Source organism: Acinetobacter sp. ANC_7512 (assembly GCF_056779935.1).
On sequence record NZ_JBWYIX010000005.1, the window covers coordinates 1 to 21,805 of the forward strand.

19 protein-coding genes and 2 pseudogenes are annotated in these 21,805 nt (G+C 37.5%); 5 read left to right on the forward strand and 16 right to left on the reverse strand.

The genetic code is table 11. The features are described 5' to 3' along the window. Together AC1M9H_RS06220 and pcaD are read left to right on the forward strand one after the other, a co-directional pair. Window positions 1-100 (forward strand): annotated as a pseudogene (locus AC1M9H_RS06220) (hypothetical protein); the annotation flags it as partial. Between the two features lie 48 nt (window positions 101-148). Then, a complete protein-coding gene (gene pcaD / locus AC1M9H_RS06225) occupies window positions 149-928 on the forward strand; it encodes a 3-oxoadipate enol-lactonase (RefSeq protein ID WP_481612996.1) in 780 nt (259 codons plus the stop codon). A 417-nt stretch (window positions 929-1,345) separates the two neighbouring features. Here the strand turns inward: pcaD and AC1M9H_RS06230 are convergent, their stop codons facing one another. From AC1M9H_RS06230 to AC1M9H_RS06260, 7 genes are all read right to left on the reverse strand, one after another. Continuing rightward, a complete protein-coding gene (locus AC1M9H_RS06230; RefSeq protein ID WP_155757002.1) occupies window positions 1,346-1,453 on the reverse strand; it encodes a DUF2474 family protein in 108 nt (35 codons plus the stop codon). An 11-nt stretch (window positions 1,454-1,464) separates the two neighbouring features. Continuing rightward, window positions 1,465-2,469, reverse strand: coding sequence for a cytochrome d ubiquinol oxidase subunit II (cydB, locus tag AC1M9H_RS06235; protein WP_180028990.1), 1,005 nt, complete (start codon window positions 2,467-2,469; stop codon window positions 1,465-1,467). Then, a complete protein-coding gene (locus tag AC1M9H_RS06240; protein ID WP_481612997.1) occupies window positions 2,466-3,911 on the reverse strand; it encodes a cytochrome ubiquinol oxidase subunit I in 1,446 nt (481 codons plus the stop codon). The genes cydB and AC1M9H_RS06240 overlap by 4 nt, the downstream gene beginning before the upstream one ends. A gap of 236 nt (window positions 3,912-4,147) precedes the next feature. Next, window positions 4,148-4,561, reverse strand: a complete 414-nt coding sequence (locus tag AC1M9H_RS06245) for a DUF2946 domain-containing protein (protein ID WP_092768857.1) — start codon at window positions 4,559-4,561, stop codon at window positions 4,148-4,150. Window positions 4,562-4,748: 187 nt separating this feature from the next. Continuing rightward, window positions 4,749-5,642 carry an MBL fold metallo-hydrolase gene (locus AC1M9H_RS06250; protein ID WP_481613073.1) on the reverse strand — a complete coding sequence of 298 codons (894 nt, stop codon included), beginning with the start codon at window positions 5,640-5,642 and terminating at the stop codon, window positions 4,749-4,751. Between the two features lie 14 nt (window positions 5,643-5,656). Beyond that, complete coding sequence (locus AC1M9H_RS06255; RefSeq protein WP_481612998.1) at window positions 5,657-6,073, reverse strand: DUF6691 family protein; 417 nt, start codon at window positions 6,071-6,073, stop codon at window positions 5,657-5,659. Then, window positions 6,074-6,490 (reverse strand): YeeE/YedE family protein, encoded by a 417-nt coding sequence (locus AC1M9H_RS06260; protein ID WP_481612999.1) that lies wholly within the window; start codon window positions 6,488-6,490, stop codon window positions 6,074-6,076. Window positions 6,491-6,592: 102 nt separating this feature from the next. On the opposite strand from AC1M9H_RS06260, the gene AC1M9H_RS06265 reads away from it, so the two are divergent. Beyond that, window positions 6,593-6,910 (forward strand): metalloregulator ArsR/SmtB family transcription factor, encoded by a 318-nt coding sequence (locus AC1M9H_RS06265; protein WP_481613000.1) that lies wholly within the window; start codon window positions 6,593-6,595, stop codon window positions 6,908-6,910. Between the two features lie 117 nt (window positions 6,911-7,027). Here AC1M9H_RS06265 and dsbG read toward each other — a convergent pair. The 3 genes and pseudogenes from dsbG to dsbD all read right to left on the reverse strand — a co-directional run bounded on the left by dsbG (window position 7,028) and on the right by dsbD (window position 10,586). Then, window positions 7,028-7,759 (reverse strand): annotated as a pseudogene (gene dsbG, locus AC1M9H_RS06270) (thiol:disulfide interchange protein DsbG). A gap of 20 nt (window positions 7,760-7,779) precedes the next feature. Then, the gene (locus AC1M9H_RS06275; protein ID WP_481613001.1) at window positions 7,780-8,625 is read right to left on the reverse strand and encodes a prolipoprotein diacylglyceryl transferase family protein; all 846 of its coding nucleotides are present in this window, start codon (window positions 8,623-8,625) and stop codon (window positions 7,780-7,782) included. Further along, window positions 8,625-10,586: a protein-disulfide reductase DsbD gene (gene dsbD / locus AC1M9H_RS06280; RefSeq protein ID WP_481613002.1), complete on the reverse strand. Its 1,962-nt coding sequence runs from the start codon at window positions 10,584-10,586 to the stop codon at window positions 8,625-8,627. Before dsbD ends, AC1M9H_RS06275 begins: the two co-directional genes overlap by 1 nt. A 1,102-nt stretch (window positions 10,587-11,688) precedes the next feature. On the opposite strand from dsbD, the gene AC1M9H_RS06285 reads away from it, so the two are divergent. After that, a complete protein-coding gene (locus AC1M9H_RS06285) occupies window positions 11,689-12,501 on the forward strand; it encodes a M48 family metallopeptidase (RefSeq protein WP_481613003.1) in 813 nt (270 codons plus the stop codon). 45 nt (window positions 12,502-12,546) lie between these two features. On the opposite strand, the gene AC1M9H_RS06290 is transcribed toward AC1M9H_RS06285, so the two are convergent. The 4 genes from AC1M9H_RS06290 to hrpA form a co-directional block, all read right to left on the reverse strand. Beyond that, window positions 12,547-13,374, reverse strand: coding sequence for an SDR family oxidoreductase (locus AC1M9H_RS06290; RefSeq protein ID WP_481589608.1), 828 nt, complete (start codon window positions 13,372-13,374; stop codon window positions 12,547-12,549). A 469-nt stretch (window positions 13,375-13,843) separates the two neighbouring features. Beyond that, the gene (locus AC1M9H_RS06295; RefSeq protein ID WP_092768833.1) at window positions 13,844-14,614 is read right to left on the reverse strand and encodes a lysophospholipid acyltransferase family protein; all 771 of its coding nucleotides are present in this window, start codon (window positions 14,612-14,614) and stop codon (window positions 13,844-13,846) included. 19 nt (window positions 14,615-14,633) lie between these two features. Next, window positions 14,634-15,749, reverse strand: a complete 1,116-nt coding sequence (locus AC1M9H_RS06300) for a beta-ketoacyl-ACP synthase III (RefSeq protein ID WP_481592444.1) — start codon at window positions 15,747-15,749, stop codon at window positions 14,634-14,636. A gap of 47 nt (window positions 15,750-15,796) precedes the next feature. Continuing rightward, complete coding sequence (gene hrpA, locus AC1M9H_RS06305) at window positions 15,797-19,684, reverse strand: ATP-dependent RNA helicase HrpA (protein WP_481613074.1); 3,888 nt, start codon at window positions 19,682-19,684, stop codon at window positions 15,797-15,799. 510 nt (window positions 19,685-20,194) lie between these two features. Between hrpA and ahpC the strand changes: the two genes are divergently transcribed. Then, window positions 20,195-20,758, forward strand: coding sequence for an alkyl hydroperoxide reductase subunit C (gene ahpC, locus AC1M9H_RS06310; protein ID WP_035270191.1), 564 nt, complete (start codon window positions 20,195-20,197; stop codon window positions 20,756-20,758). A 76-nt stretch (window positions 20,759-20,834) separates the two neighbouring features. Here ahpC and AC1M9H_RS06315 read toward each other — a convergent pair whose 3' ends face one another. Together AC1M9H_RS06315 and AC1M9H_RS06320 are read right to left on the reverse strand one after the other, a co-directional pair. Next, window positions 20,835-21,419: an O-methyltransferase gene (locus AC1M9H_RS06315; RefSeq protein ID WP_481613004.1), complete on the reverse strand. Its 585-nt coding sequence runs from the start codon at window positions 21,417-21,419 to the stop codon at window positions 20,835-20,837. A 65-nt stretch (window positions 21,420-21,484) separates the two neighbouring features. Beyond that, window positions 21,485-21,706 carry a DUF1653 domain-containing protein gene (locus AC1M9H_RS06320; RefSeq protein WP_035270203.1) on the reverse strand — a complete coding sequence of 74 codons (222 nt, stop codon included), beginning with the start codon at window positions 21,704-21,706 and terminating at the stop codon, window positions 21,485-21,487. Window positions 21,707-21,805: the final 99 nt, after the last annotated feature.

Below are 21,805 nucleotides of genomic sequence, written 5' to 3' on the forward strand. Positions count from 1 at the left end.
TGCTCTCAACCAACTAGAAGCAACTGGTGGCAAATATGCATTGTGCTCTATGTGTATCGGTGTGGGTCAAGGCATCGCTTTAATTATTGAACGTGTTTAACTATTAAAAACCCCCTCCCTTTTCTCAAGGGAGGTCGGGAGGGATTCTATGCCTACTTTTTCTTCAAATGATGCGCAAATCAATTATCAAACTTTTGGTGATTCAAGCAAGCCTGCTCTTGTTTTCTCTAACTCTTTAGGGACAAATTTCAGCATGTGGCAATCACAAATTGAGTTTTTTAAAGCTTCTCATTATGTGATTTGTTATGACACACGTGGTCATGGTGCATCGGACGCGCCTCAAGGTCCATATACCATTGATCAACTTGGTCAAGATGTGGTGAATTTACTCGACCATTTAAATGTTGAAAAAGCTGCATTCTGTGGTATTTCGATGGGTGGTTTGACAGGCCAATGGTTAGCGATCAATCATCCTCAACGCTTTAGTCATGTGATTGTGTGTAATACCGCCGCTAAAATTGGCAATGAAAATGCTTGGAATGATCGTGCCGTATTGGTTCGTGAACAAGGTTTAGCACCGATTGCATCAACGGCTGCAGGTCGTTGGTTTACAGATCCCTTTATCCAAAGCAACCCAGCAGTGATTGAAAAACTTTCAAACGACTTAGGAGCTGGCAGCCCTGAAGGTTATGCAAGCTGCTGTGAAGCTTTGGCTAAGGCGGATGTGCGTGAACAACTCAAACAGATTTCGATTCCTGTATTGATTATTGCAGGTCAGCAAGACCCTGTGACCACTGTGGCAGATGGTCAGTTTATGCAAGCAGCGATTACGGGTAGTCAACTTGTTGAGATTAATGCTTCGCACATTTCTAATGTTGAACAACCACAGGCGTTTAACCGAGCTGTGGCTGAATTTATTCAGGCTTAAGTTCAGAACAACTTAAACCTGAACTCAGGAAACATCACTTGTCACGGGTGACTCATCTTGACGCTTTGCCAGATTGCTCCACCAGTCTGGCTTTTTTTTCACAGTAATTAGACCATGAACAACGACAATTAAATATCAGTCTCGTAATTCCTTAAAACGGCGATAGTTATGTCATAAGTGATTGAAACGATGTCACTCATCATTCTCAAAGATTCAGATGATTCTTCTAATTTTATCTTAAATCAATTGTTTAAGTAAATTTTTAAAGCGTTGGTTTAGAAGCTAAAATCCGCTTAATTGTGCCTATATCATAGTTTCTATTACCCAATTATGATCAACAACGATTAGTCGTTAGTATTTAAATTAAAAACCCATCACCTAGATGATGGGTTAATTGTTGATGTCTAAAGATTTAGATTAATACGCCCACTGGATGAGCAATCGAAATAGACCAGCAATCAATAATAGACTTAAAAAACCACCGAGCCATAAAACAATAAACCACCCTGCTTGATTCAGTTTCATTATCATTCTCCTCAGTGGTAACCTTCGTCACCAACACGGACCTTGTCTCTAAATACCCAATAAGATAAAGCGGTATAAAACAATATAATTGGGATTAGAATGAGTGCACCAATGAGAGCAAATAATTGACTACTTTGAGGTGCAGCAGCTTGCCAAATCGTTACACTTGGCGGAATGATATTAGGCCATAAACTAATTAAGAAGCCCGTATACGCAAGAAATACCAAAGCCAATGTATAGATGAAAGGCGCAAACTCCTGACGACGTTTACAAGCTCTGAGCGCAAGGAAAGTAAAAATCAATACCAGTATTGGTACGGGGCTGAAATACCACATTTGTGGTTGGCTAAACCAACGCTGTGCAATATCGTCATGTACAAGGGGGGTATAAATACTGACAGCGCCAAATATTAGAAATAACGCGATCATAAGCTTCGGCATCAGACGGTACATATGATCTTGTACACGCTCATCCGTTTTAAAAATTAACCATCCACAACCGAGTGTCGCGTATAACACAACAACGCCTAAACCTGTAAAGAGTGAAAATGGAGTGAGCCAATCCAGACCACCACCCGTGAACACACCATTGGTCGTCTGAATTCCTTGAATATAAGCGCCTAAAATCACACCTTGTAAAAATGAAGCTAAAATTGAACCCCAAATAAATGCTTGGTCCCAAAGTGCCTTAGTCCGATTAGCCTTAAAACGAAACTCAAAAGCGACTCCACGAAATATAAGCGCGATCACCATTAAGGTGATGGGCATATATAATGCAGACAACACAGTCGAATAGACCAGTGGAAAAGCGGCAAATAAACCAGCTCCACCAAGTACCATCCAAGTCTCATTGCCATCCCATACGGGTGCTACAGTATTCATCATGACATCACGCTCTTGGCGATCTTTCACAAATGGAAATAAAATACCAATTCCCAAATCAAAACCATCAAGAACGACATAAATCAACACACCTAGTGCGATGATCACAATCCAAATCAATGATAAATCAATCATTTCAAATTCTCCTGATCATTCACCCTGTTTGATGCTTCAAGTTGTTGTTCATTATCAATGGTACTCATCGGGCGTTTAGACGCTCGGATCACTTCGCCATCTGAATGTGGTGTTGAATAAATAAATTCTGGTCCTTTTACCATCATTTTCAACATATAAAAGATACCGATACCAAATACGATGCAGTACACCACAACAAAAATAATTAGCGTAAGTCCAACCTGTTCCGCAGAGACAGGAGATAACGCATCTTTCGTACGCATTACGCCATAGATAATCCAAGGTTGACGTCCCACCTCTGTGGTAAACCAGCCTGCCAATAATGCAATAAAACCTGAAGGCCCCATCCACAAAGCAAACTTGTGCAACCATTTAGAATCATAGAATTTGCCTGTCTTACGTAGCCATAGACCAAATACAGCCAGTAAGATCATGAGCATGCCCATACCCACCATGATTCGGAAACTCCAAAAAACGATGGTTGAATTAGGTCGATCCTCAGGTGCGAATTCTTTTAAGCCTTTAACCTCACCATCAAGGGTATGTGTCATGATCAGGCTACCCAGATTTGGAATACCAATCGCATATTTAGTTTCTTCAGCTTCCATATCTGGAATACCAAATAGATACAACGGCATACCATGATCTTTATTGGTTTCCCAATGACCTTCGATTGCAGCTAATTTAGCAGGCTGATGTTCTAAGGTATTCAATCCATGTAAATCACCCACGAAAATCTGTAGTGGAGCTAAAGCAAGGATCATCCACATTGCCATCGAGAATGACTTTTTAACTAACGCATCACGGCGTCCTTTGAGTAGATGCCATGCAGCAGTTGCGGCAACCAATAAGCCTGAAACCAAGAAAGCGGCCAGTGCCATATGCGCTAATCGATAAGGAAAGGATGGGTTAAAGACAATCGCGAACCAATCTTGAGGAACGATTATTCCATTTTCAAATGCAAAGCCTTGAGGTGTTTGCATCCAGCTGTTAGATGACAGAATCCAAAACATGGATATACATGTTCCTATTGCCACCATTAAGGTTGCAAAAAAATGCGTCTTTGGCCCAACTCGCCCCCAGCCAAACAACATGATACCGAGGAAACCAGCTTCTAAGAAAAACGCACTGAGCACTTCATACGTCAGCAATGGTCCAGTGACACTACCAGCAATACGTGAAAATTCACTCCAGTTGGTTCCAAACTGATAGCTCATCACCACGCCTGAAACGACACCCATACCAAATGAAAGTGCGAATATTTTTATCCAAAATTTAAACAGATCACGATAAACAGGATCATTCGTTTTAAGCCAACGCCATTCGAGCACAGCCAAAAAACTTGCCAATCCAATCGAAATTGCTGGAAAGATAATGTGAAATGAAACAGTGAATGCAAATTGTATACGCGCCAATTCGAGCGCTGTTAGTCCTAGATCCATGAGGTCACCTTATCATTGAATTTTGTGGTGAATGTTGTTCTTCAATGAGTTTAAAACTACAGTCAGAATTACATTGTAGATGTCATGTATCATTCCGATAACACGCGATTTTAAATTCACTTTTTTGAGGATGAGTGAATACCGTCTGTTGGCTACAGACTGTTTAAAGATTTTTTTCATAAGATTGAACTCTAAATAAATTGATTAAGATCAAAATGATCCAAGGTTTAAATCAATTAGAGTCCAAAAGGTGGCGCTCGGCCTTGAGGCAGAAGATAGAGCTTCTGTAGAGAAAAATAGACGTGCCAAAAAGAATTGCGGTAGAAGCTCAACTTAACTTGTAAGCGATCAAAAATTTCTTTTACACCAAAATCAAATGGTAAGACGAGGTCTCCATACACAGTGCAATATTGGCATTGGTGAGTAATTTGATTATGGTCGTGATGATGTTCGTTTTCACTCAAATGGTGGACGAGATCGTGATAAGTCTCATGTACATGCTGATGGCGTTCTGGAGAAAGTAAATTATGCATAATAGACATGCATACCGGAGCGACATGAAATTTCTCCGGTAAGATCGGTTGTAAATAAACCGCTAGTTGTAATAACACCGTTGCAAATGCAATGATGAGTCCACTAGATCTTAGCAAAATTTCCTCTCAACTCTTTTCGATAAAGAGTGTTTAGAAACATAGAAAAAAAATCAAGTTAATAACCGACTAGGCTGATCAACTTTCATACTTAACTATACGCCTATTGAACTTGTTTTTAAAGCCTTTTTCAATTTTATACATAACATGTATTTATAATATCTATAAAAATTAAAGTAGCTAAATTTTATGATTTGAAAAAATTTAAAGGGATTTTCAAATAAGATACTCCATTGTGTTCAGTGGGCGGAAATTTGCCACCGTTTATATTAATTTGAATGGCTGGTAAAATGAGCTTTGGCATCCCCAATGTCGCGTCACGGCTATTGCGCATTTCCACAAAATCATTCTTTTTTGAATCAATTCGAATGTGTATATTCGTTTTTTTTTGCGTTCTTATATCCGTTTGACACATATATTGGTTTCGATTTTCTGGTAAATAATCGTGACATAGATATACACGCATATGATCAGGCAGTTGATAAAGCTTCTGAACTGAATCAAATAATTCTGCTGCACTGCCCCGTGGAAAATCACAACGTGCTGTACCATAGTCTGGCATAAATATAGTATCACCCACGAAAACTGCATCACCTATCACATAACTAAGACAAGCAGGTGTATGACCAGGCGTTGGAATATTGTAGGCTTCAATTTCTCCAATTTTAAAACACTCATGATCTTTAAATAAATAATCGAATGGTTGCTGTGCGTTTATTGCCTTAATATCCAATTGATAAATTGAGCCAAATGTTTCTTGTACAATTCCAATATGATGACTCATGGCAATTTTGCCACCTAGCTTTGATTTTAAATATTGCGCAGCGGTCAAATGATCAGCATGCACATGTGTTTCTAAAATCCACTCAACCTTGTAATGCTGTTCATGTATGTATTGAATAATCTGGTTAGCATGTTCCGTCGTTGTTGTCGCAGAAGCAGCATCAAAATCTAAAACACTATCGATAATGGCACAACTTAATGTCACAGGATCAGCCACGACATAACTAAATGTATTGGTATTTTGATCAAAAAAATCTTTAATTAGCGGCTTGATTTGATCTTGAGTGGCATCTTTCATCACTAGTTTCATAACTATGCCCCCATACATTTACGGTGAATTAAAACTCCTATCAACATCGCAATCACAAAATAGAGTGATTGATAATGCCCTAAACCAATTAATGTTAATCCTGGTGCTGGACAGATGCCTGCGATGCCCCAGCCTATCCCAAACAAGCTAGCACCTATGATGAGCTTTTTATCAAGCTGATTGCTCTTTGGTAGATCAATAGTCTCATTGAATAGAGTTAAAGGTCTTTCACTTCTGGTTACGATCTGAAAGGGTATGAATGCCACGACAATGGCACCCATCATGACAAATGCCAAACTTGCATCCCACTCGCCAAATAAATCAAGAAAATTAAGAACTTTTTCAGGGTTCGACATTCCAGATAACATGAGCCCCACGGAAAAAAGTGAGCCAAACAAAAAAGCAAAAAGGTTTTTCATTTAGAATGCTCCTGTGACATGCCGAATTATATAAACCGTTATAAAGCCTGTCACCATAAAGCTCATTGTTGCCACAATAGATCTTTTGGACAATCTACTTAAACCACAAATGCCATGCCCACTTGTACAGCCAGAACCTAAACGTGTTCCAAATCCAACTAAAATACCTGCCACGATCATCATGAATGGACTTGCTTCGAGTTCAATTTCAGGCTGAACCCAAATACCATAGATAAAGGGTGTGATGATGAGACCCAGTAAAAACCACAATGCTGGTGTTTTGAAAACTGTATGCGGATTTAGTACTTGACCGATTAAACCACTAATCCCTGCTATTCGACCATTCACATATAAGTATCCAACCACAGATAAACCGAGTAGTCCTCCACCTAAAAAAGCAATCACAAATTCATGCATAACAATTTACTTATTTACAATATATTTTTTTATATTATATAATTTTAAAAAACAATCAAGATGCTTTAACATACGCATCCTTCTGTTTCAAAGGAACATCTAATGCAATCTGATGTTGAATTCAATCAAATGGATTTTTCACAAGTTGATCAAGTCAGCGATCGACTTAAAGTCCTGTCGAATCCTGATCGCTTAAAGATACTTTGTATTTTAGTAGATGGTGAATTGAACGTTCAGGAAATTGAGAATCGAACTCAAATCTTTCAACCCACGCTTTCACAACAGTTAACCGTATTACGTAAAGCTGAAATGGTGGTGACTCGTCGTGAAGGTAAACAAATTTTTTATCAAGTGAGTGATCCTAAAGTCCTCACCATTATACAAACGCTTTATAGCTTATATTGCGATCCTACTTCATAATCTTGCAATTCTTTCAGTTGTGGATATGAGACTCAAATACGATCATATTCTCCATGTAAATGACCATGTATTAAATTTTAAACTTTTATATTCAAGAGTACTAAAGACCAAAAAATTCTATTTTTCAAAAACTTCTTGCAAGTCTTTTGCCATTCCTTGCATAGACTTGAACTCTCCTTGTTGATTTTTCCATACCATAGCGGGCATGGAAAAAAATCCATATTTATCCATGAGTGACTCGTTATAGTCGATTTTTTCATGTAAAGATTTTGATATATTTTGCGTAACAACTAATCGCTCTTTACCTTTCTTTTTATTGTAGTCATTAAATACTTTAGCAGGATCACTTGAGTTAAGTATGGTGGCAATTTGCCCTCGACTTTCTTCTCGAATCACACCAACTTGTATATGTCGAAGTTGAACTTTTCCCGAGTTTACCCATGGTCGTGCAGCTTCCCAAAATTGATGTCAATATGGGCAGTTAGGATCTGAAAATACATAAACAACGCGTGCTGCTGTATTTTCACCATCTTGAATCCAAGTCGACTTTTCAATGCTCTTCCATACATCATCTAACACGGCGTCTTTGACATGTGTATTTAATGCTTCAATAGAAATATTTTCACCTTGAGCATTATATAAATCACCCATAATGTAATATTTCTGATCATTAGAAATAAAAACCGTGCCTGGATGTTGGTTCATATGCCCTGCCCAGCCTGTCATACCTGCTGGTGCCGGAATTTCTTTTACAAACTCAAAGCCCTCTACTGAAATCTGCTTTTTTAAATCCGCATAACTGACGCTACTTATTAAAAATACGCTAGACAACAATATTAATTTATTTATATCTTTCATAACCTTTAGCTCTACTCAGCTGTCATTTTAATTAAATATTCTTGCAATTTTGCAGCGCTTAACTCACCCATATGTCTATCCACCAATTTACCTTTTTCATCGTAAAACAATGTAGTTGGCAAGCCAAAACTATTACTCTGCTTGGGCATTTCCCCATTTACATCAAGTCTGACATTTTTAAAGTTGAAGCTGTGTTTTTGTAAATAGTTTTGAACCGTTGTGATATCTTCACCTTGATTGAGCATCACAAAATGAATATTGGGATGAGCCTTTTGTGCTTGAAAAAGTATTGGCATCTCTCTATGACATGGCGGGCACCAACTCGCCCACAAATTAACGACTGTAGGCTGACCCAAAAAATCTGTGAAATACCCTTCATTCTTATTTTCACTATGATCAGTTGGGAGTATCTGAAAACTTAGGTCAGGATAATAACTTTCAACCTTGTATTGAGTTTTTATCATTACGCCAATCGCTACCCATAATAAAAACACCCCAACTAAAATGATTTTCATTTTTGTTCGTAAGCTTCGATTGAGAATGATATAGCTTAGCCCACCGAAGAATAATCCACTCCATAAGCTAAATCCTTTATCTTGGATTTTGAGTATATCTAAAGGATTTTCAATATAAATCTCCCAATAGAAAATAACAAAGATGACTCTAGCGGCAACTGCTCCAATAATGATGCTTGTCCACACTGAATCTTTACTGATTTTGACTTGGGTATCTGTCCATTTATAGTGATGACCTAAAACATTGATCAGGATACTGATGAACAGTATCCCACTGAATAGAATCAATAAAACCCATGGAAACATGAGTGATCCAAGTTGAATCCCATCAAATGAAATCATTACTGAACCATCCCGACAGATTGTTCCTGCAATCGATTTAATAACTGTGTTGCAGTAAAAGTGCCAGTCAAGCGCAGATCTCGTATTTCATCATGTTGCGTATTTAAAAAAATAAATGTTGGCGGACCTAAAATTTGCCATTTTTTTAACAGTTCATCTTGGCTTGGTTCAAAATGAGTGAGATCTAATTTAATTAAAACCAACTCATTGAGTTTGGCTTGAACATCTTCACGCGGAAGTACCTCTTTTTCAATCGGTTGACATGCAACACACCAATCTGCGTAAACATCAATTACTACGGCTTTACCTTGATTTGCGTTCAAAACATTTGAAAGCTGCGCGGCAGAGTTGACTTTATGCCATGTATGTAATGTTTTGGCCTGCGTTACAAGTGAGTGCGTATACCCTTGCTGCACATAATTCACTCCTAAAAACATCATGCCAAGACTGAATAATATGATGATGCTTTTAACCACTATTTTTTCGACATAAGGTCGCATTTTCCAGAGTAAATATACAGCGAATCCAAGAAGTAAAAGACCCATCAGAATTTGATAAATACTGGTTGGAATAAGTGGCCGTGCAAAATAAGTGGCCACAAGCAACATCACGAAACCAAAACAGACCTTGAGTCGATCCATCCATACCCCAGGTTTAGGTAAAAAATGCGTCCCGAAAACTGCCGCAATAAAAAGCGGCAAACCAATCCCAATGCCCAAAACAAAAAGATAAGTCGCCCCTAATAAAGGTTGGTTCATCTGTGAGACAAATATCAATGCTCCAGCCAGCGGAGCACTCATGCAAGGTCCAACTATCAGTGCAGAAATCATCCCCATGAGTCCTGCACCGATCAATGTGCCTCCTTTTTGTTTTTGTTGCCAAAGATCTAAGCGTTGTAATATTCCTTGAGGTAAAGAGATTTGAAATGCACCGAAAAGATTAAGGGCAAAAGTAATAAATAGGAGACTAAAAATACTAATGAAGATCGGACTTTGAAACCAACGCTGAAAATTATAGCCCAGTTGAGAAACAGCGAATCCCATTAACGCATAAACGATAGCCATCCCTGTGACAAAAATAAAAGCTATTATCGCGGCACGATAACCTCTGTGATTTTGCACAAGAATGCCTGATAAAATCGGAATTAAGGGCAATGAACAAGGCAAGAATGCCAACAATATTCCAAGTCCTAAAAACACCAATAAATTAAGCCATACACTTTGTTGAGAGAGCAAATTTAAAAAAAATTGATCGTTGTTCCATACACCCGAAAAACTGGCTGGCCTATTCAGATTTTCTTTAGATAAATTTGCATCTAGCGTGGATTGATCCTCACTGATTAAATTATTTTCCCCAAATTCGGTTTTATCTCGCTCAAGCGCAGTAGCGTTAAAATTTTTACGATCTGCGACTGTATTGTTATCCTTTGAAATGAGTTGTGTTTCTGTTTTTGGTGAAGCATTTTCTTGTGCATCTCGAGTATTTACAACTCCATTAGATGCTGCTGAAATTTCTTTGAGATTTAAAACTTTCTTAGCTTGTGTAGTTTGCTGCGCTGGGAATAAACCTGTGCTGTCAGTTGTTATCGTTGTTCTTTGAATCGGATAACATAAACCACTTTCAGCACATCCTTGCCATTGAATCTTAAATTCTTGATTTGGTTTGACTGGAATATTGCTGATTACATCCTGATAATGCACTTGGGTCATACCAAAGTTTGGATCATCTTTCTCTTTTGGGAGTGGTAGAGATAACTTTACAGGACCTTGAATGTCTGAAACTTTGATTTGATCATGATAGAGATAGTAACCATCTGCGATCTTCCATTTTAGTTCAGCTTGATGATGACTGACTGATACTGCCTCAAATTGAAATGCTTGATCTGGTGGTAAAAAATCTGCAAATGCAAAACTACTCACCAAAGAACCAAGCAATAAACTACCCTTAAACCACTTATTCATATTGACTGTATCAGTTCCTGTCTAGTCGTTCAAAGTTCAAAGAATGAATTAAGAAAGCGTGATAAAACAAATGCCGCTTCAACGCCAATCGTCACTCGAGATCGCTCATACATTTGTACTCGCCCTAACATGAACTTTATATCGCAAAAAATCTCATTATTCCGTTGGAATTCTTTAAATATTTCTGTTGATCACCTTGGCACAGCGTTTGTGATTGAGACTTGACTCGAACCACCAAAGAAACCCTCATTTGATTCACCGAGTACTCAACATCAAGATTAATCATTCTTTCAAAATACGATGCGATTGAATGACGAGTACTGAAAACTCAAGTTCAGGTTAAACATCTTCGAAATTGAAAAAATTGACTGAAGACAAAATAAGTTTAGATGAATTTATTTTAAAGTGTTCTGTTGTATCGATTGGCTAGGATAAGCAGCATGCGCATATTAATGATGCTCAGACCTTGTCAAAAATCAAACAGGCCTTATAACACTGTGATCAAAAAAATTCGTGGTTAAAAAATCATATAATTAGCCCACCCAAATTTAATTAAAATACCCAACGATAATATGTGTGAATTAAATCACAAAATACACCAAATCAACATGTAAGAAAAACTTCACAATATAAGAATTAATTTTTAATAACTTTGAATGAAATTCCAAAATATTTCGTTATGAGTTATTTATCAATATTCAACTAAAATAGTGAGAATTTATTCTCATATTAAATTAAATTCAAAAACAGAATCACACTTAAATATTTAAAGAAAACAATAATAAAACATAAAATACTGATTTATATATACTATTAATTTTAATAAATATTAATCCAATCACAAATAATATAATAAAAGTATAATAAAATACAAAATATATATAAAATAAAATAATTTATCTAAATAACAAAATAACAAATAAAAAAAATATTATTGTGACTAAAATCTCATTATAACCACCATGATATTAATTCGTTCAAATTAATAATTAAAATAATGTTTGTTTAATTAATCTAAATATTGAACAATAATTAAACACGAAATCTAGCTATTAAAAATCAAGCTAGATCTCAAATAATATCCCATCATTAAGGTGTAATTATGAAATCCTTCGCGTTTGGTATTATAAGTTCAATTGCATTAATCTCGACTGGCTGTGTTTCAACCACATCATTAGGCACTGTAGCTTCCGAACGTAAACAACTCATGATTATTCCGGAATCAGCTTGGAATAAAATTTCAAACCATAGCTATAATAAATTTGAAAAGAAAGCGAAGACTAAGTCTTTATATCTTGAAGATCCACGTTTAAATCAAATTTTGGCACGTTTAATTCCACATGCTAATCAATATTTACGTGAAGGTCGTCAACCAATTCAATGGCGAATTAACGGTGTGCTCAGTAGCAAACCTAATGCCCAATCCTTTCAAAGTGGGCAAATTGTAGTTAATTCGGCTGTATATATGTTTGAAAACTTATCTGATGACGAGTTAGCCACCCTAATTGCGCATGAAATGGCACACATTATCCGTAATCATAGTCGTGAAAAGGCTTCTCGTTTCGCAGCAATGAATTTGGGTCTAATGGGTGCAACCATGGGAACTGGGGCTGCCATCGGGCTTGCAAGTGGTTTATCTGGTAATCAAACCAATATGTCTCATCGCCGTCATCTAGAAGAAGAAGCTGATTTGATTGGTTTAGATTTGATGGTGAGAGCGGGCTACAATCACAATGCAGCACTCTCATTTTGGGATAAATTCGAAGCTAATCTCAACAAACGTAAAATGAATAAAGATCAATCAACTTTGTTTGCAAGTCATCCGAGCAATGACCAACGTAAAGCATTCTTAACTGAACAAGTCATGCAGATCGAGATGTATCAAAAGGATGTCAACCTTACTGCATTACGATAATTTAGTATAAATAATAAAGCCCAACGCTATGTTGGGCTTTCTCATTTATGGATCAACAAATAAATCGACCATCAATTCCTCATCTGATGGCTCAACTCGATATTTTTCGAAATCAGTTTCACCTTTCTCTCTTAATATCTCTTCATCGATCATCATACGACCCGTGATCGAACGTTTCTCACTCGTCAAGATTGCATACGCTGCATCAGCCATGATTGCCGGTGTCCGAGCCTTGCTAAATAACTCACGTCCACCGAGAGAAAATTCTATCGCTGCAGTTGCAATAATGGTTCTAGGCCACAAGGCATTAACACTTATCCCATAACGTTCGAATTCTTGATTCATTCCCATGGTCAACATACTCATGCCATATTTACTGATGGTGTAAGGAGAATGAACCGCAAACCACGATTCTTTTAAATTTAAAGGTGGAGAGAGACTAAGAATGTGTGGATTTTGACTTTGTTTTAAATAAGGCAAGGCAGCTTGACTACAGACCATAACGGCGCGAGTATTAACTTGATACATGAGATCAAAACGATTTGGATCAAGCGTTTCAACCCCACTCAAATTAATCGCACCAGCATTATTAATGAGGACATCTATCCCACCAAAATGTTCAGCAGCCTGTTTCATTGCGGCTGCGACAGCATCTTGATCTCGTACATCAAGTTGGATCGCTAATGCTCTCCCACCAGCTGCTTCTATTTCTTTTGCAACAGAATGAATCGTACCACTGAGTTTCGAATGTTCAGTGCTCGTTTTTGCAGCAACCACAATATTTGCACCATCTTTTGCAGCTTTAAGTGCAATCTCACGACCGATACCTCTGCTTGCACCTGTAATGAACAGTGTTTTTCCTTGTAGTGACATAATCCCTCTGTGTTATTTTGTTTTTGAGTTTTCAATGTACAAAAAAAAAGCACTTATGCAAAATTTCTTTATGAACCTCTAAGTCGTAGAAGCATACATTTTGCAATTACAAAATTAGAATTATTTTGATAGCATGCTAAAAAACATAAATAACATTCTGTTTTTATTAATTTTTCAAAAACCAACTATAGTTGCATTTTGTGCCAAAAAATCAACTTTGATTTTCAATCTTATTTTGTGTGAATTTAAAAAAGTGAAAATCGCGCTCATACGACTATTATTATTCTGAGATAAAAAAAAGCCCAAGGAGGAGTACAATCTTTGGGCTTAGTAAACTGAATATTTACATTAAAATAATATACCTAATTGATATAAAATAGAAAGTACTAATTTATTTTTTTTATATTATTTTAAAAATATTTTTATAATCAACAATATAATTAGATTAACAAGTATAATTTTCTAGGATTTAATCTTGTCTATCTCGTATCAACTGCGTTGATGCAATATTTTCGTAAATCGTTTGCTGCAATTGATCTCTGAATTCAATCAAATCCTGTTCTGTTTTGATATTTGAGATTGATTGTCGTGGTAAAAATTTGAAATAGAATGGGACTCTTTTAGGAATAATATTTTTGGGTATTGAAGGCAAGACATCACCTTGACGGAGTAATTTTCCAATTTTAGGAACAGCTAAAAGCTTTTTAAACCACTTTTTTTCAAGCAAATAATTGGCATCAAGTGCCAAATCGAATACTTCATCACCACCTACAGCTACAAAAGGTGCAATGTCGTAGTCAAATTCTTGAGCTAACTTTAAGAATCCGTAGCGCTCTTTCCATATGAGTTGATATTCTTCCCCTTTGCGCTTTACTACCTCACGCCCACCACCTGGAAACACTAGGATAGAGTATCCTTGTTGCATTGCATCTCTGGCGTATTCTCTTAGACCCTCAATTGCACCCATTTTATGAACCATATCTTTCCAATACGGTATTTTGAAATGAATGTGATCACCTAAACTCACAATTTTAATTTTGTGCTCTGTATATAGATAATCAATCAATATTGGCGTATCAAATACCCCATAAATTGTATGATTACCCACATACATGGCAGGTCGATCAGCATTGAGATGTTCAACACCAAGAAAGGTCGGTTTAAAATAAAAACGTTGCAACAAACTACCATACCGGATCATTTTAGAATGGTGTTGGATTTGCAATGCTTTATTTTCCATTGAACATCTCTTTATCTAATTAAGCTACTCGCTTCTGAACCAGTATCGAACCAACAGAATAACCCGCACCAAATGAACATAATACACCGTATTCACCATCATTCACTTGATCAGCAGTTCGATGTAACGCAATGATGACACCAGCTGAAGAAGTGTTTGCAAACTCGTCTAAAATGATTGGAACTAAGTCCGGATCTGCTTCAGCAGCAGCTTTACCCACAACCAGCTTTAAAATTAACTCGTTCATGCTGGCATTGGCTTGATGTAACCAGAAACGTTTAACATTCGTCGGTTCTATTTGGTTTTTCTCAAGTTGCTTTGTAATCATTTTCGCAACCAATGGACATACTTCTTTAAACACTTTACGACCATCTTGACGGAAACGTTTATCATCCGCGTTGGTTGTTTCACTTGGATTCAAGAAACCAAAATTATTACGAATGTTATTAGAGAATTGCGTAAACAATTGCGTATCTAAAATTTCGAATCCAGTTTTAGAATCTGTATCTTCAATAATTGAAGCTGTCGCTACATCACCAAAAATGAAATGACAATCACGTGAACGATAATCTGTATGACCTGATGTGATTTCCACATTGACCAAGAGCACACGACGAGCACCAGACTTGATCGCATCATAAGCTTGTTTTAAGCCAAATGTTGCAGCAGAACAAGCAACATTCATATCATAAGCATAACCTTGAATGCCTAATGCAGTTTGAATTTCAATAGAAACCGCAGGATATGCACGTTGCATATTTGAACAAGCCAATATTACAACATCAATGTCTTCAGCAGTTACACCGGCATTTTCCATTGCTTGTTTTGAAGCGATCACACCCCACTCAGCTTGAAGTGAAATTTCATCATCTGATCGTTCTGCTAAGTTTGGACGTAAACGATTAGGATCTAATACGCCTTCCTTCTCTACAACATAACGTGCTTTAACACCTGAAGCCTTCTCAATAAATTCTGCACTTGAACCACGGCGTGCTTCGATTTCGCCCGCAGCAATTTTTTCAGCATTCTCTTGATTAAACTTTTCTACATAAGCATTTAAACTTTCAACCAATTCTTCATTGGTGATGACATGTTCAGGATGGAATAAGCCAGTGCCTGTAATACGAATGCCCATGCAAAACTCCTTTTTTGAGTAACTCAATATTTCAAATTAGAGCTATATTAACTGATTCCGAGACGTTCCCATACTTTTTGAATACGGTTTGGCGAAATTGGCATCTTGGTTTTCATCGGTTGAGAGAATAATGAGATTCTCAGTTCTTCAACCATAAAATATAACTCTTTCAATTTCTGATCATTTTTATATTTAAATAATTTATCCATCCAAGGATCGACTTGAGCAATCGCATCATCATCTCGTTTGAGATTATGAGGCAAACGATCAATCCTGATCAATAAAGCTTTAAGATAGCGTGGAAATTCAATCCACACGTCTACAGATTTACTATAAGCAAAATCCGCTAAACTCATTAGATCAAGTTGATCTTCAATATCATCGATATTTTTACCAAATACATTGGCATCAATCATCATCAACTCGCGTCGAATTTGTTGCCATTGTACATAAATGTCATTAAAGGCAGCCAAAACCTTTTGACCATGCGTCAGGAAAGACTGCTTGACAGCCTGCAGAATTGTTTGGAAATCTTGCGCATCTACAGGCTCTTTCTCTAAAGCCATTTGCAATGTTGCGTAAACTAACATTTGTTCTAACTGAGCTTTATCACCCAAAGGGGAATAGGCTAATGCGAGTGGTTTAGAAATTTGTTTTTTAAGCTGTCGAATCAAATCACCTAGCTGCATATGAATCAGGCGAATAATACCAGCACGATGATGGCGTATCGCTTCATGCTGATCATTAAACGTTTGAATGACAACACCTGACTCATCCTTTTGCTCAAGCTTAGAAAATTCCTTGCTTGGTACAAGTGCTTGATATTGTTTGACGACGACACCTGTGACTTTTTGCGATGCTTCAAACACAAAATGCTCAGGGAAAGTTTGATACTCACCTTTTAACTGCTTGACTGGACTATGCGTTTCAGTACGACAGCGTGCTTTTAATTCTGATAAATCGCGACCTTGCTCAATCACTCGCCCTTTTTCATCGATGACTTTTATGAGCGGTAAAAGATATTGTTCAATTCGATCTACATTAAAATCTTTTTCAGTGATCTGTTCGCCTCTCAATTGAAAAGCTAAAAAACTAAAAATATGCTTTTGTAAATCTTGCGCATCTATTTTGGACATCAGTTTACGCGCAGTATCTGGTATAGGTACCAAGCCACGACGCTTATCTTTTGGAAGAGCTTTTAATAGTGCTTCAATCAAATCAAGACGCCAACCTGGAATGCCCCATGACCATAAGTTTTCATCTACTTGTGGCAGGGCCTGTAGTGGAATCTTGACCGTCGCACCATCTTCATCATGGCTTGGGTCAAATCGATAACTTGCCGCTAAACGAAGGTCCCCATTACGTAAGTAATCAGGAAACTGTTGGGTAGTTGGACGATCGTTAAGCCATAAAGCATCGTCATCGATGAACAAATAACGTGGATTTTGAGGCTCAACTGTTGCACGCCAATCTTCAAAACTACGCCGACTCGCGACATCTTCAGGCACTTTTGCTGCATAAAACTGATAAATCGTCTCTTCGTCTACCACCAAATCACGACGACGCAATTTGTCTTCAACTCGCTCCACTTCTTCTAGTTTAAGCAAGTTATGTTTTAAAAATGGTGGTGTAATCCCCAGATGACCCGTCGTTAAAGCATCGCGAAGGAAAATTTCATGCGCCGCAGTTTGATCGACCTTTTCATAATTGATTTGACGCTTAGGTTCAATAATCAAACCAAACAGTGAAATTTGATCATATGCGTTAACTACACCTGCTTTTTTCGACCAATGCGGTTCAAAGTAATGATGTTTCACTAAATCACGTGCAGCTAGCAAAATCCACTCAGGCTCAATTTTTGCCAGTGTTCGTAAATACACCTGAGAGGTTTCTACCATCTCAAATGCCATGACCCATGGTGTATTGGTTTTGTGTAAGGTTGATGCAGGAAATATACGTGCCTTTTGTTGACGCACTGCCATGAATACATTGCGTTCATCTGTTTTATTTGCAATGAATGACAATAGTCCCGTGAGTAAAGCTCTGTGAAGATTTTCGTAACTGGTTTTCTTTTCATTAAAAGAAAGCTTTAAGCCTTGAGCAAGATCAACCAGTTGCTCATGTGTTTTTTTCCATTCTCTCAAGCGTAGCCAACTCAAGAAATGATTACGTGCAAATGTTCGACGCTTATTTTCACTCATCTCCCGATTTGCAATCAACGCATCCCATAATTTGAGATAGAACAGAAAGTCAGAGTCGGCTTCACGAAATAAGGCGTGCTTCTGATCCGCTTGCATTTGTTTATCAGCAGGACGCTCTCTTGGATCCTGAACAGCTAACGCAGCCACGATAATCAATACTTCATTGAGTGCCCCAAAATGAGCACCCCCCAAAATCATACGTGCGAGTCTTGGATCAATTGGCATTTTTGCCATTTGTTGACCAATTTTGGTGAGAGAATCGCCTTTGCCTTGAAGTCCACCTTTATCTAAATATGAGGCTGTTTTAGCCGCAAGAGAAGGATTACTCTTTTCCGTCATCGCCCCGAGTTCAATCAGCAGTTTACGACCATCATTGACGAGACGGTGATCAGGCGGTTCAATAAAGTCAAAATCTTCGAGTGTTCCAAGACCTAAACTCTGCATCTGCAAAATAACAGATGCCAAATTAGTACGTTTGATTTCAGGTTCAGTAAATTCGGGACGACTTAAGAAGTCTTCTTCTGAATACAATCGAATACACACACCCGGTGCAATACGACCACAACGACCTTTACGCTGATTGGCTGCTGCTTGAGAAATCGCTTCAATCGGTAAACGCTGAACACGCGAACGGTAGTTATAACGAGAGATACGTGCAAAACCACTATCAATGACGTAACGTATGTTTGGAACGGTCAATGCAGTTTCCGCAACGTTGGTGGCAATAATGATACGCCGTCCACCACCTGCAGGATTAAAAATCTTTTGTTGTTCAGACAACGCTAGTCTCGCATACAAAGGTAGAACTTCTGTATGACGAGGTCCATGTTTGATTAAAGTTTCCTGTAGCTCACGAATCTCTTGTTCCGTACTGGCAAAAATCAAAATATCTGCGTGTTCAGGATGACCTTTTTCCTGTGCATCTTTGAAACATTCTTCAACAGCTGATACTACTGCGCGCGGTAGGTTTTCTTCAAAGTCATCAAACTCATCATCATCACTCCCTACAATACTCATTTCAGAGATCGGACGATAACGCACTTCTACAGGAAAACTACGACCTTCAACCTCAAAGATCGGTGCGTTATTGAAGTAACTTGAAAAACGATTAACGTCTAAAGTTGCAGATGTGATGATGACTTTAAGATCTTTACGACGTGGCAAGAGCTGTTTTAAATAGCCCATGATGAAGTCAATATTGAGCGAGCGCTCATGTGCTTCATCAATAATAATGGTGTCATATTTGGTTAAGAAACGATCATGAGCCAATTCAGCCAGCAAAATACCATCTGTCATTAAACGAACGATAGAGTCCTGTGAACCCTGTTCGTTAAACCTTACTTTAAATGAAATAGACTCACCGAGTTTTTCACCCACCTCTTCTGCAATACGTTGCGATACACTGCGCGCAGCTAATCGTCGTGGCTGGGTATGACCAATTAACCCTGTTAAACCACGCCCCGCAAGCATGGCTATCTGAGGAAGCTGAGTTGTTTTACCTGAACCTGTTTCACCCGCAACGATAATGACCTGATGTTTTTGAATGGCCTCAATCAATTTGTCTGCATATTGGGTAACAGGTAAATCTTGATTAAGTTTGATATTAGGAATGCGTTGAATACGTTGTTGTACTTTTAAATTTGATTTTTCAAAAAGTTCTTGATATTGCTTTTCATTGGCATCTTTTCCTTTGCGTAGTCGATTTAAACGATGAAGATCTCGTGCCATCACCATTTGTTCTACATTTAACCCTATCGTTGCCAAGTTTTAGCCCTATATCAATTACGAAACGCTTTATTCTACTCATTTTCAAAAATTATCCCAAATCTGAATCGGACTATTTTTTTAGATTAAATGAGAATATAAAGCTTAAAATGATCTTATGTTGAAATAGAAACATGTCAGCCGTGTTATGTGACAATTCATACAATTTTTGAAATTTTCATGTAGCTTTTTATATTTTTGAAAAACTAAATCCAAAATAATGATGATTTTTTTAATATTTACCCTTGAATTTTCACTTCAGTGTCTTCATGTTGGTAGGAATGTGAAATTTTCTCATCCTGTCACGAATACATCATTTTGATGTGTTACAAGGAAGACAGATGACAAACTTAAATGGCAATCAATTTACATAATTCGGTTTTTCCGATTTTTGTAATGTAAAAATACCATTTCAGCACAGAACGAAAGTTCGATACTCTAATTGAAAATTAAAGACTAACCTCAATCATGGAGACAATGATGAGCTTAATTAATACTGAAGTTAAACCATTCGCAGCTACAGCTTACCACAACGGTCAATTCGTAGACGTGACTGAAGCTGATCTTAAAGGCAAATGGTCTGTAGTATTTTTCTACCCTGCTGACTTCACTTTCGTTTGCCCAACTGAACTTGGTGACCTTGCTGACAACTACGCTGAATTCCAAAAATTAGGCGTGGAAATCTACGGTGTTTCTACTGACACTCACTTCACTCACAAAGCTTGGCACGACACTTCTGACGTAATTGGTAAAATCCAATACCCATTAATCGGCGATCCAACTTGGACTCTTTCTAAAAACTTCGAAGTTCTAATCGAATCTGCTGGTCTTGCTGACCGTGGTACTTTCGTAATCGACCCAGAAGGTAAAATCCAAATCGTTGAAATCAACGCTGGTGGTATCGGTCGTGATGCTCAAGAACTTCTTCGTAAAGTTAAAGCAGCTCAATACGTTCACGCTCACCCAGGCGAAGTTTGCCCTGCTAAATGGAAAGAAGGCGATGCAACTCTTGCTCCTTCAATCGATCTAGTTGGTAAAATCTAATTCATTAGATAGCACTAAAAAAACCACGCTTTGCGTGGTTTTTTTAGTGTTCAATCCATCAAATTCTCAATCACCATCAATTCCGCGTAATCATCAATAATCCACACCCAATATTCAGCGTCATCGTGCAAAAATCAGGATCAGCCTTAACATCCTTTAAAAAACTTTGTATTTCAGCAGCATGGGAAATCACTTTATCTACAAGTATTACGCCATGTTCAGGATGTAGTACCTTTTTTAAATATTGCCAATAATCAGGATATGCATGTCGATTCGCATCTAAGATAATTAAGTCATACACATCGCCTTCATTAATGAATAAATCAATTGCATCACTGCTGATAAAATCAATAAGGTGATCTAAACTAAACTGTTTGGCGTACTGAGTCGCAAGTGCTGTTCTTTTTGAGTTTATATCAACCGTCGTCACTCGACCCTGATGATCCGAAATCGACTCCGCCATCCATAATGTTAAATATCCTGTCGAAGTTCCTATTTCAAGAATTCGTTTAGAGGTCTGGATCTTAATAAGCATCGAAATATAATGGGCAGATTCTGGTTTTATATTTCGATATCTCAGATCGCGATCAGTTTGATATGCATCATGTTGAATTAACTGCTGATATAAACTTTGCATTTGACTTAGAAATTCAGCATTCATGACATATTCTCATTGAATCGATTTCTATAAACTAATCAAAGATAAAGTCTTTACTATGACAATCATCATAATTTTTGAATCAATTTAAAACGTTCAATTTCACGATCATCATCCTCTAGATAAATGCTTTCTGTAAACATCGCTAATGGCCTTACCCATATTGAATAATCTCCATAAAGGCATTGATAGACCACAAGCTTTTCTTGAGTTTCACTATGCGTCGCTACATGAAGGACTTGATAAAGTTGTCCTTTATAGTGTTTATAAATGCCTCTCTCTAAGGTCATAATTGGTCCTCGCTCATATCTATTAAAATAATTTTAATGTAAATATCTGAATTCAAATTGCTTTTATACTTGAAAATTCAAGTTTTAACTCAATACTTT

Coding starts and splice junctions, on each gene's coding strand:
- AC1M9H_RS06320 (WP_035270203.1), bottom strand. CDS start 21,706: ATGACCTTAGAGAGAGGCATTTATAAACACTATAAAGGACAACTTTAT.
- AC1M9H_RS06285 (WP_481613003.1), top strand. CDS start 11,689: ATGAAATCCTTCGCGTTTGGTATTATAAGTTCAATTGCATTAATCTCG.
- AC1M9H_RS06295 (WP_092768833.1), bottom strand. CDS start 14,614: ATGGAAAATAAAGCATTGCAAATCCAACACCATTCTAAAATGATCCGG.
- AC1M9H_RS06240 (WP_481612997.1), bottom strand. CDS start 3,911: ATGGATCTAGGACTAACAGCGCTCGAATTGGCGCGTATACAATTTGCA.
- pcaD (WP_481612996.1), top strand. CDS start 149: ATGCCTACTTTTTCTTCAAATGATGCGCAAATCAATTATCAAACTTTT.
- AC1M9H_RS06230 (WP_155757002.1), bottom strand. CDS start 1,453: ATGAAACTGAATCAAGCAGGGTGGTTTATTGTTTTATGGCTCGGTGGT.
- AC1M9H_RS06290 (WP_481589608.1), bottom strand. CDS start 13,374: ATGTCACTACAAGGAAAAACACTGTTCATTACAGGTGCAAGCAGAGGT.
- AC1M9H_RS06260 (WP_481612999.1), bottom strand. CDS start 6,490: ATGCATGAATTTGTGATTGCTTTTTTAGGTGGAGGACTACTCGGTTTA.
- ahpC (WP_035270191.1), top strand. CDS start 20,195: ATGAGCTTAATTAATACTGAAGTTAAACCATTCGCAGCTACAGCTTAC.
- hrpA (WP_481613074.1), bottom strand. CDS start 19,684: ATGGTGATGGCACGAGATCTTCATCGTTTAAATCGACTACGCAAAGGA.
- AC1M9H_RS06265 (WP_481613000.1), top strand. CDS start 6,593: ATGCAATCTGATGTTGAATTCAATCAAATGGATTTTTCACAAGTTGAT.
- dsbD (WP_481613002.1), bottom strand. CDS start 10,586: ATGAATAAGTGGTTTAAGGGTAGTTTATTGCTTGGTTCTTTGGTGAGT.
- AC1M9H_RS06250 (WP_481613073.1), bottom strand. CDS start 5,642: ATGAAAGATGCCACTCAAGATCAAATCAAGCCGCTAATTAAAGATTTT.
- AC1M9H_RS06300 (WP_481592444.1), bottom strand. CDS start 15,749: ATGGGCATTCGTATTACAGGCACTGGCTTATTCCATCCTGAACATGTC.
- AC1M9H_RS06315 (WP_481613004.1), bottom strand. CDS start 21,419: ATGAATGCTGAATTTCTAAGTCAAATGCAAAGTTTATATCAGCAGTTA.
- cydB (WP_180028990.1), bottom strand. CDS start 2,469: ATGATTGATTTATCATTGATTTGGATTGTGATCATCGCACTAGGTGTG.
- AC1M9H_RS06275 (WP_481613001.1), bottom strand. CDS start 8,625: ATGATTTCATTTGATGGGATTCAACTTGGATCACTCATGTTTCCATGG.
- AC1M9H_RS06255 (WP_481612998.1), bottom strand. CDS start 6,073: ATGAAAAACCTTTTTGCTTTTTTGTTTGGCTCACTTTTTTCCGTGGGG.